The sequence below is a fragment of the Streptomyces sp. NPDC060194 genome (assembly GCF_042728285.1).
In the GTDB taxonomy this organism is placed as follows: Bacteria; Actinomycetota; Actinomycetes; order Streptomycetales; family Streptomycetaceae; genus Streptomyces.
The window spans coordinates 1-8,902 of the sequence record NZ_JBHWZH010000192.1 but is presented as its reverse complement, the minus strand read 5'-3'; the positions used below and the strand labels follow the sequence as shown (position 1 = coordinate 8,902).

The window sequence follows — 8,902 nt, the reverse complement described above, 5'->3', positions numbered from 1 at the left end:
GTGGCGCGCCACGCCGAGCGGTGTCGGCCGCCCGCATCCGCGACGGCTCACGCCGCCGGCACGCCCTCGTGGTGAGCTGCGAGGGGCCGCTGGACTACCGCATCGGGGCCCGCTGAGGAGGGCTCACGCCCCGAGCGCCGCGCTGATCGCCCGGGCCGCCGCGACGCAGGTGGCGGCGTGGGTCTCCACGTGCTCGTCGACGCGGTAGGCGGGACCGGAGACGCTGACCGCGCCGACGGGCTCGCCGGTCGCGTCGAGGACCGCGACGCCGATGCGGGTGACGTCGTCGTCGCGGGCGACGGTGGCCCAGCCGTGCCGGCGGGCGTGCTCGACCTCGTCGCGCACGTGCCCGAGGTCGACGACGAAGTCGGCGAAGTGGGGGTCGGCGACGAGTTGGGCGGCGAGTTCGTCGCCCTCGGGTCGCGGCAGGGCGGCGAGGACGGCCCGCCCCATGGCGGTGACGTGCAGCGGCAGGCTCTGGCCGATCGCGGAGGCGAGCCGGACGGAGCGGTCGGGCTCGACCTGGTCGACGTAGATGAGCTGGCGGCCCTCGCGGACGGCGAGGTGGACGGTCTCGCGGGTGGTGTCCCGCAGCGCGGTCAGGTGCGGGCGGGCGACCTCGCGCAGGTTGAGCTGCTGCTCGTAACTCCGGGCGAGGACGAGGACCTTGCCCGACAGGAGGTAGCGCCGGTCGGCGGGGCGCTGGCGGACGTAGCCGAGCTGGCCGAGGGCGGAGAGCAGCCGGGAGACGGTGCCCTTGTCGAGCCCGGTCTCCGCGGCCACGTCGCTGACCGCCGCCCCCTGGGGGCTGCGCGCGACGATCTCGAGGAGCTGGAGCCCGCGGGCCAGGGTGCGGGCGGCGGGCTTGCTGTCGGCACCGTTCTGAGTCACGGGTTGCATGCTACGCAACTGCGCCACATCTCTTGACACGTTCGGGCGATCGGAGTTCTCTACACCCCACTGCATACAACAGAGTTGCACCAGATGCAACATCGGAGGTCCGTCATGACCCTGTCCCGACGTCGTGTGCTCCAAGGTATGGCCGCGGCGGGCTCCGCCGCCGCGCTCCCCGCCGTCACCGCTCCCGCCGCCCACGCCCTGCCCGGCTGGCCCGCGTTCACGTTCCTGCGCGAGGCGTTCCGCCGCGAGGACCTGGCGTACAACCCGACGAACGAGCTCATCTTCCCCTCGATCCGGAAGATGGAGGGCCGGGCGGCGAACCCGCTCGGCCGGTACTACCTCTACTACGCGCCGCACGACGCCCCCGGCGGCATCTGCGTGGCCTACGGCGACAGCCTGGCCGGACCGTTCACCGAGTACCGGTCCAACCCGGTGGTCTCCCGGGTCTGGTCGCCGCACTACTCGGTGTCCCACGTCTCCTCGCCGCACGTGCTGTGGAACGAGTCCAACCGCACCTTCTACCTGTACTTCCACGGCGAGAACAACACGATGCGCCTCGCCCGCAGCGCCGACGGCCTGAACTGGACGTACGACAGCGTGATCCTCACGACCGCCCAACTCCCCTCGAACGTCAGCGAGTCGTCCTACGCGCGGGTCTTCCGGCACACCATCGCCGGCAAGGGCAACACCTACACCATGCTGTTCATGGGCAACCAGGCCGGCACCCGCAAGATCTTCCTCGCCTGGTCGAACGACCAGCGCGACTGGACCGTCCGGCAGACCCCGCTGATCACCGGGACCACGGACGGCGAGCCGCAGATCGGCAACCCGCACCTCGTCCTCAAGGACGGCGTCCCGCACGTGATCTACAACGGCTCGCTCGGCCGGATCTACGTCGCCCGGGTCGGCGCGGCGTTCGACCAGGAGGTCCACCTCGGCGCGATCCACACCCCGCTCTCCGGCTTCCCCGACCACGGCCGCTCCGCCGCGCCCGCCTTCGCGCAGGAGAACGGCACGACGTACATGTTCTACGAGGCCGGCATCCGCCTCCAGGCCCGCATCGCCATCGCCACCGCCCCGGCGGTCAGCGGCCTGACCTGGCCGCTGTGACCGCGCCGCCGGGCGGCGGCGCGCCCGGGGCGCACGGACGCGGGTCGCCGGCAGAGGCGTCCGACGCGCGCCGGTCGGTGGCGCCGGGGTCGGGCGGACGCGGGCCGGTCGGAGGCGGGGAGCCGCCCGCCTCAGCGGCCGCGCTGCCGCGCGCACTCCTGACCTCGCCTCCACCCCCCAGGTGCAGCCCGATCGCCCGCGCCGCGGCCGCGCACTGCTCGCCGCAGCGGGCCAGGTCGCCGGCCATGCGGTAGCGGGGGCCGGAGACGCTCACCGCGCCCATCGGCCGCCCCGACGCGTCGAGAACCGCGGCGGCGACCCGGCTGAGGTCGTCGTCGCGGTCGACGGTGGCCCAGCCGCGGTGTGCGCTCGCGGCGACGGCGGCGGCCAGGTCGGCGAGGTCGCCGACGAGGTGATCGTGCTCGGTGCGCGCGGCGAGCGCGTCGAGCGTACGGGCGCGGGCCGGTGCGTCGAGCGCGGCGAGGACGGCCCGCCCCATCGCGGTGACGTGCAGGGGCAGCGCCTGGCCGACGACGGCCCGCGCCCGCAGCGCGTGCGGCGGCGGCAGGTGGTCGACGTACACGATGTCCAGGCCGTCGACCACGGCGAGGTGAGCCGACTCGCCGGTCCGCGCGACGAGTTCGTGCAGGTGCGGCCGCGCGGCGGCGGCCAGGTCGAAGCGCGCGGTGTAGGCCGCGCCGAGCCGGGCCAGCGCGCGGCCCGGCAGGTATCTGCCGTCCGCCTCGCGGCGGTTGGCGTGCCCCGCACCCACCAGCACGGTCAGCAGCCGCGACACGGTGCCCTTGTCGAGCCGGGCCGCTGCGGCGAGTTCGGTGAGCGACATCGGTTCGCGGTCGCGGCCGATCAGGTCGAGCAGGAGCAGCCCGCGGGCCAGCGCCCGTGTTCCGGGCGGCAGTTGGCCCTCCGCGCGGCTCTCCGTGCGGCCCCCCGTGCCTTCCCCCGTCGTCGTCATCGAGGCCTCCGTCGCCGTCTGCGGCCTCCGTCGGGGAGGCCGGGATTTCCCTCTGCACAGAGCCTTGACACCCCGACGGGTGCCGCCCGCACAATGAACCCGAATTACAACCCGGTTGCACTCTATACAACAAGCCCCCGTTCGCGGGGCGACCCAGGAGGACACGTGTCCAAGGGACTCGACCGGCGCAGCTTCCTGCGGATGAGCACCGGCGTCGCCGCCGCCGCCACCGCCTCCGGCGCCCTGACGGCCTGCGGCCTCGGCGGCGCCGGCCGCTCCACCGGTGACAAGGCGGCGAGCGGCCCCGGCGGCGGCAAGCCGGCCGGCGACGTCACCCTCGCCTGGTGGGGCGCCGACGAACGCCACACCCGCACCCAGAAGGTTCTGCGGCTGTTCGAGCAGCAGCACTCCGGCGTCACGGCCAAGGGCGAGTTCGGCGGCTTCCAGGGCTACTTCGACAAGCTCGCCACCCGCACCGCCGGCGGCAACGCCCCCGACATCTTCCAGATCCTGGTCGAGTACGTCCCCGAGTACGCCGGCCGGAACGCCCTCGCCGACCTCGGCCCGTACGAGGGCAAGGGCCTCGACCTCTCCGACGTCGACAAGGCCTCCGTCGACGGCGGGCGCATCGGCGGCAAGCTCGTCGCGGTCAGCTTCGGCGACAACACCCCGGCCGTCTACTTCGACCGCACCACCGTCGAGGGCCTCGGCCTCAAGGTGCCCGAACCGGGCTGGACCTGGGAGGACTTCGAGTCCCTCGCCGGGAATGTCACCCGCAAGTCCAAAGGAAAGGTCTACGGCGCGCACGACTTCTCCGGCGTCAACTACGCGCTGGAGATATGGCTCCGCCAGCGCGGCCTGGAGATGTACGACGAGAAGGGCGGGCTCGGCTTCCAGCGGGCCGACCTGGAGGAGTGGTTCGCCTTCTGGGCCGGGCTGCGCAAGGAGAAGATCCTCGTCCCGCCGGACGTGCACGCCCTGTTCAAGGGCAACAACGCCGACATCCCGATGATGAAGGGCGTCTGCGCCAACTTCGTCAACTGGCCCAACCTGCTGCCCGGCCTCCAGGCCGCCACCAAGAAGCAGCTGGCGCTCACCACCCCGCCCAAGGCGTCCGACCAGAAGCGGCCCGGCGCCTACGTCAAGGCCGTCAACTGGGTCGCCGTGTACGCCAAGTCGCCGAACAAGGACGCCTCCGTCGCCCTCCTCGACTTCCTCGTCAACGACGTCGAGGCCGGCAAGGTCCTCGGCGTCGACCGCGGCGCCCCGCCGTCGGCCAAGGTCCGCGAGGCCGTCAAGCCCGGACTGCCCGCCCCGGAGAAGGCGTTCCTCGACTACCTGGAGACCGCCTCCCAGGAGGTCACCCCGCAGACCATCGCCGTCCCCAAGGGCGCGGGCACCATCTACGCCGAGCTGATCAAGGCCGCCGAGGACATCGGCTTCGGCCGGGCGTCGATCTCCGAGGGCGTCGACCGGCTGTACGCCGAGGCCGAGCGGGCGCTGCGCTGATGAACGGTCTGCGCCTGCGCAACGCCCCCGCCCCGCCCGCGCCCCCGGACCGCACGCCCGCCCCCGTCGCGAAGGCCGGCCGCCGCACCCGCAAGGGCCCGGCCGCCTCCCGCGACGGCGCCCGGTACGCGCTGGTGTTCCTCGCCCCGTGGCTGATCGGCGTCATCGGCTTCACCGCCGGCCCGATGCTCTACTCCCTCTACCTCTCCTTCACCGACTTCGACCTGCTCTCCTCCCCTCGCTGGGCGGGCCTGGAGAACTACCGGTTCATGTTCGAGGAGGACCGCCGCTTCTGGCCCTCGCTGGGTGCGACCTTCACCTACACCGTCGTCTCCGTCCCGCTCAAGCTCGTCTTCGCCCTGCTCGTCGCGATGTTCCTCAACCGGGGCCTGAAGGCCATCGGGATCTACCGGGCGGTGTTCTACCTGCCGTCGCTGCTCGGCGCGAGCGTCGCCGTCGCGGTCCTGTGGCGGCAGGTCTTCGCCGGCGACGGCCTGGTCAACCAGTTCCTCGCGCTGGTCGGCATCGACGGCAAGAGCTGGATCTCGGAGCCCGACTACGCGCTGTGGACGCTCGTGCTGCTGGCGGTGTGGCAGTTCGGCTCCCCGATGGTGATCTTCCTGGCCGGGCTCAAGCAGATCCCCAAGGAGTTGTACGAGGCCGCCGAGGTCGACGGGGCGAGCCCGCTGCAGCGCTTCCGCAGCGTGACGCTGCCGCTGCTCACCCCGCTGATCTTCTTCAACCTGGTGCTCCAGACGATCACCTCGTTCCAGAGCTTCACCCCGGCGTTCGTCGTCAGCGGCGGCACCGGCGGACCCGCCGACTCCACCCTCCTGCTCCCGCTCTACCTGTACCAGGAGGCGTTCACGAACTTCCGGATGGGCTACGCCTCGGGGCTGGCCTGGATCCTGCTGCTCGTCATCGGCGCCTTCACCGCGGCCCACTTCGCCCTGGCGAAGTACTGGGTCTTCTACGGCGACGACCGCAAGTGAGGACCCCATGACCACCCTGACCCCCGCGAAGTCCCCGAAGGCGCCCAGGGCCCGCCGGCCCGCCTCCACCGCACCCTCCGCCCACCGCCCGGTCCGCCCCGGCCGCCGGCTCGCCGCCCACGCGCTGGTGATCCTCGCCTGCGTGCTGCTGCTCTACCCGCTCATCTGGATGGGCGGCGCCTCCCTCAAGCCCGAGGACGAGATCTTCGCCGACCCCGGCGTCCTGCCCGGCAGCCCCGACCTCGGCAACTACACCCGCGGCTGGGACGCCACCGGTCAGCCGTTCGGCCTCTACCTGCTCAACTCCCTGCTCATCTGCGTCGGCGCGGTCATCGGCAACGTCATCGCCTGCTCCATGGCCGCCTACGCCTTCGCCCGGCTGCGCTTCCCCTTCAAACGCACGCTGTTCGCGGTGATGCTGCTGACGATCATGCTGCCCCACCAGGTGACGCTGATCCCGCAGTACGTCCTGTTCGACTCGCTCGGCTGGATCAACACCTATCTGCCGCTGGTGGTGCCGAAGTTCCTCGCCGTCGACGCGTTCTTCATCTTCCTGATGGTCCAGTTCATCCGCGCCCTGCCGCAGGAGCTCGACGACGCCGCCTTCGTCGACGGCTGCTCGCCGTTCACGGTCTTCCGGCGGGTGATCCTGCCGCTGTCGCGGCCGGCGCTGGTCACCACGGCGATCTTCACGTTCATCTGGACCTGGGACGACTTCCTCGGCCAGCTCGTCTACATCTCCGACCCGGCGCTGTTCACCGCCCCGCTCGGCCTTCGGCTGTTCATCGACGCGGGCGGCGAGTCGGCCTGGGGGCCGATGTTCGCGATGAGCGTGCTCTCGCTCATCCCCACCTTCGGGTTCTTCCTCGCCTTCCAGAAGCTGCTGATCGAGGGTATCTCCACCTCAGGGCTCAAGTAGCGCCCCGACGAACCCCGTTACTCCGAGGAGAACCCCTGTGCCGCACACCCCGCTGGACGGAAAGCGCGTCGTCGTCACCGGAGCCGCACGCGGAATCGGCGCGGCGATCGCCGCCGCCTGCCACCGCGCCGGGGCCGACGTGGTCGCCCTGGACCGCGACCCGTCGCCGTCCGACACCCCCTACCCGCTCCACCCGATCGACGTCACCGACGCCGTCGCCGTCGACCGGCTGATCGCCGGGCTCGACGGCCCGGTGGACTGCCTGGTCAACAACGCGGGCATCAACCGCCGCGCCCCGATCGCCGAACTCGCCGGCGAAACGTGGAGCCACGTCCACCAGGTCAACCTGGCCTCCCCCGTCCGGCTCGTCCAGCAGTTCCTGCCGGTGCTGCGCACACCGGGCGCCTCCGTCGTCAACATCTCCTCCATCCGCGGCTCCCGGGGCTTCCCCGACGACGTCGCCTACATCGCCACCAAGGGTGGCCTCGACGCGGCCACCCGGGCGCTCGCCGTCGAACTCGGCCCGAGGGGCGTGCGGGTCAACTCCGTCGCCCCCGGGGCGATCGAGACGGAACTCAACCGGGAGGCGCTCGCCGACCCCGTGAACCGCGAACGGGCCACCGCCCGCATCCCGTTGGGCCGGATCGGGGAGCCGGACGAGATCGCGGGACCCGTCGTCTTCCTCGCGAGCGACGCCGCCCGCTTCGTCACCGGAACCGTCCTGACCGCCGACGGCGGGCAGTGCGCGGCGGGCTAAAGCCGCCCGTTTTCCATGCCAGTTGATCCCTACGCAAAGGATGGCAACCCATGAGCGACAACCCCTACTCCTACGGCGTCGCCGTCGAGGACCTCGTCAAACGCTACCGGCAGCTCTACTCCGGCGCGATCTACGACGTCCTCGACGAGGAGGGCCTGCCCCACCAGGCGCTCGCGCCGGACCTGAAACCGGTCCGCTCCGACATGGTCGTCGCCGGCCCGGCGTTCACCCTCAAGGGCATCCCCGACTCCACCGGCAACGAGAACCTGCGCAGCAAGCGCATCCACATGTTCGGCGACATGAAGGCCACCGGCGTCCCCCTCATCGACGTCCGCGACTGCTCCTTCGACACCCAGGCCGCCCACTACGGCGAGATGAACGCCGTCGTCGGCAAGTCCTGCGGGGTCATCGGCGCGGTCGTCGACGGCGGCTGCCGCGACACCGGGTTCCTGCTCAGGGACGACTTCCCGGTCTTCTGCCGCTACCAGTCCCCGGTCGAGGCCTACCGCCGCTGGTCCTACTACGAGTGGCAGCAGCCCGTCGCCCTGCGCGGCGCGCTGTCCGCGGTCGTGCCCGTCCACCCGGGCGACTTCCTCTTCGGCGACCTCGACGGCGTCGTCGTGGTCCCCGCGGCCGGCGTCGTCGACGTCCTGGAGAAGTGCGAGCGGCTGGTGGGCACCGAGAACGAGACCCGCGCCCTGTTCGCCTCCGGCGAGGACCCCGTCGCCGTCTACAAGCAGTACGGGCGGCTGTGACCGCCATGCAGATCGCCGAGTACGTGCGCCCCGGCCAGGACCACCTCATGCGGCTGCTGAGGCAGTGCGGCGTCGACACCGCCGTCCTGCGGCTGCCCGAGGCGGCCGACGGATCCATGCCGGTGGAACCCGACGCCGTGGCGGCGGCGTTGAGGCCCGTGCAGGAGGCCGGACTGCGGGTCGGGGTGATCGAGCCGGTCCCGCCGATGGAGAAGGTCAAACAGGGACTGCCCGGGCGGGACGAGGAGATCGCCCGGGTCCACACCCTGCTGCACACCATGGCCGCGCTCGAAGTCCCCCTGCTCTGCTACAACTTCATGGCCGCGTTCGGCTGGGGACGCACCCGGTGGGCGGTGGAGGGCCGGGGCGGGTCCCTGGTGACCGGCTTCGACGCGGCCGACCTCGACCACCTCCCGCCGCACACCGAGGAGATCGGCGAGGAGCGGATGTGGGCGAACTACGCCTACTTCCTCGACGCCGTCCTGCCCGTCGCCGAGGCCACCGGCGTGCACCTCGCCGTCCACCCCGACGACCCGCCGCTCTCCCCGTACCGGGGAGTCGCCCGCATCCTCAGCACCCCGGACGCGATCGAGCGGGCGATGGGCCTGAGCGACAGCCCCGCGCACGGACTGACGTTCTGCCAGGGGACGTTCGCGACCATGGGCGCGGACATCCCCACCACCGTCAAGCGGTTCGCCGACCGCATCCGCTTCGTCCACTTCCGGGACGTCGTCGGCAACGCGACCGCGTTCACCGAGAGTTGGCACGACAACGGCATGACCGACATGCGCGCGGCCATGCGCGCCTACCGCGACATCGGCTTCGAGGGCCCCATGCGTTCCGACCACGTCCCCACCCTGGACGGGGAGACCGACGAGCGCCCCGGGTACGAGACGCTGGGCCGGCTCTACGCGGTGGGGTACATGCGGGGGCTGTGGGAGGCGACCGGCCCCTGAACCGCGCCGACGCCCGGCCCCGCCGCCGCTT

The 8,902-nt window shown here is 72.0% G+C and carries 9 protein-coding genes; 7 read left to right on the top strand and 2 right to left on the bottom strand.

All coding sequences use genetic code 11. The features are described 5' to 3' along the window. Positions 1-123: 123 nt before the first annotated feature. Entirely contained in the window at positions 124-891 is a 768-nt protein-coding gene (locus ACFWEG_RS26770; RefSeq protein WP_387220079.1) for an IclR family transcriptional regulator, read from the bottom strand. Between the two features lie 114 nt (positions 892-1,005). Between ACFWEG_RS26770 and ACFWEG_RS26765 the strand changes: the two genes are divergently transcribed. Further along, positions 1,006-2,010, top strand: coding sequence for a hypothetical protein (locus tag ACFWEG_RS26765; RefSeq protein WP_387220076.1), 1,005 nt, complete (start codon positions 1,006-1,008; stop codon positions 2,008-2,010). Here ACFWEG_RS26765 and ACFWEG_RS26760 read toward each other — a convergent pair. Further along, a complete protein-coding gene (locus ACFWEG_RS26760) occupies positions 1,985-2,983 on the bottom strand; it encodes an IclR family transcriptional regulator (protein ID WP_387220074.1) in 999 nt (332 codons plus the stop codon). The genes ACFWEG_RS26765 and ACFWEG_RS26760 overlap by 26 nt on opposite strands. Positions 2,984-3,148: 165 nt before the next feature. Here ACFWEG_RS26760 and ACFWEG_RS26755 point away from each other — a divergent pair, with 165 nt between their 5' ends. Genes ACFWEG_RS26755 through ACFWEG_RS26730 form a run of 6 tightly spaced genes read left to right on the top strand, consistent with a single transcriptional unit; the run spans position 3,149 to position 8,871 of the window. Next, positions 3,149-4,492: an ABC transporter substrate-binding protein gene (locus ACFWEG_RS26755; RefSeq protein ID WP_387220071.1), complete on the top strand. Its 1,344-nt coding sequence runs from the start codon at positions 3,149-3,151 to the stop codon at positions 4,490-4,492. After that, the gene (locus ACFWEG_RS26750; protein WP_387220068.1) at positions 4,492-5,484 is read left to right on the top strand and encodes a carbohydrate ABC transporter permease; all 993 of its coding nucleotides are present in this window, start codon (positions 4,492-4,494) and stop codon (positions 5,482-5,484) included. Before ACFWEG_RS26755 ends, ACFWEG_RS26750 begins: the two co-directional genes overlap by 1 nt. A gap of 7 nt (positions 5,485-5,491) precedes the next feature. Further along, a complete protein-coding gene (locus ACFWEG_RS26745) occupies positions 5,492-6,403 on the top strand; it encodes a carbohydrate ABC transporter permease (RefSeq protein ID WP_387220066.1) in 912 nt (303 codons plus the stop codon). Between the two features lie 37 nt (positions 6,404-6,440). Beyond that, positions 6,441-7,160, top strand: a complete 720-nt coding sequence (locus ACFWEG_RS26740) for an SDR family NAD(P)-dependent oxidoreductase (protein ID WP_387220064.1) — start codon at positions 6,441-6,443, stop codon at positions 7,158-7,160. 50 nt (positions 7,161-7,210) lie between these two features. Next, entirely contained in the window at positions 7,211-7,915 is a 705-nt protein-coding gene (locus tag ACFWEG_RS26735; RefSeq protein WP_387220061.1) for an RraA family protein, read from the top strand. Between the two features lie 5 nt (positions 7,916-7,920). Next, on the top strand, positions 7,921-8,871 hold the full coding sequence (locus ACFWEG_RS26730) for a mannonate dehydratase (protein WP_387220081.1): 951 nt from the start codon (positions 7,921-7,923) through the stop codon (positions 8,869-8,871). Positions 8,872-8,902 lie beyond the last annotated feature (31 nt).

Coding starts and splice junctions, on each gene's coding strand:
- ACFWEG_RS26765 (WP_387220076.1), top strand. CDS start 1,006: ATGACCCTGTCCCGACGTCGTGTGCTCCAAGGTATGGCCGCGGCGGGC.
- ACFWEG_RS26730 (WP_387220081.1), top strand. CDS start 7,921: ATGCAGATCGCCGAGTACGTGCGCCCCGGCCAGGACCACCTCATGCGG.
- ACFWEG_RS26745 (WP_387220066.1), top strand. CDS start 5,492: ATGACCACCCTGACCCCCGCGAAGTCCCCGAAGGCGCCCAGGGCCCGC.
- ACFWEG_RS26750 (WP_387220068.1), top strand. CDS start 4,492: ATGAACGGTCTGCGCCTGCGCAACGCCCCCGCCCCGCCCGCGCCCCCG.
- ACFWEG_RS26760 (WP_387220074.1), bottom strand. CDS start 2,983: ATGACGACGACGGGGGAAGGCACGGGGGGCCGCACGGAGAGCCGCGCG.
- ACFWEG_RS26735 (WP_387220061.1), top strand. CDS start 7,211: ATGAGCGACAACCCCTACTCCTACGGCGTCGCCGTCGAGGACCTCGTC.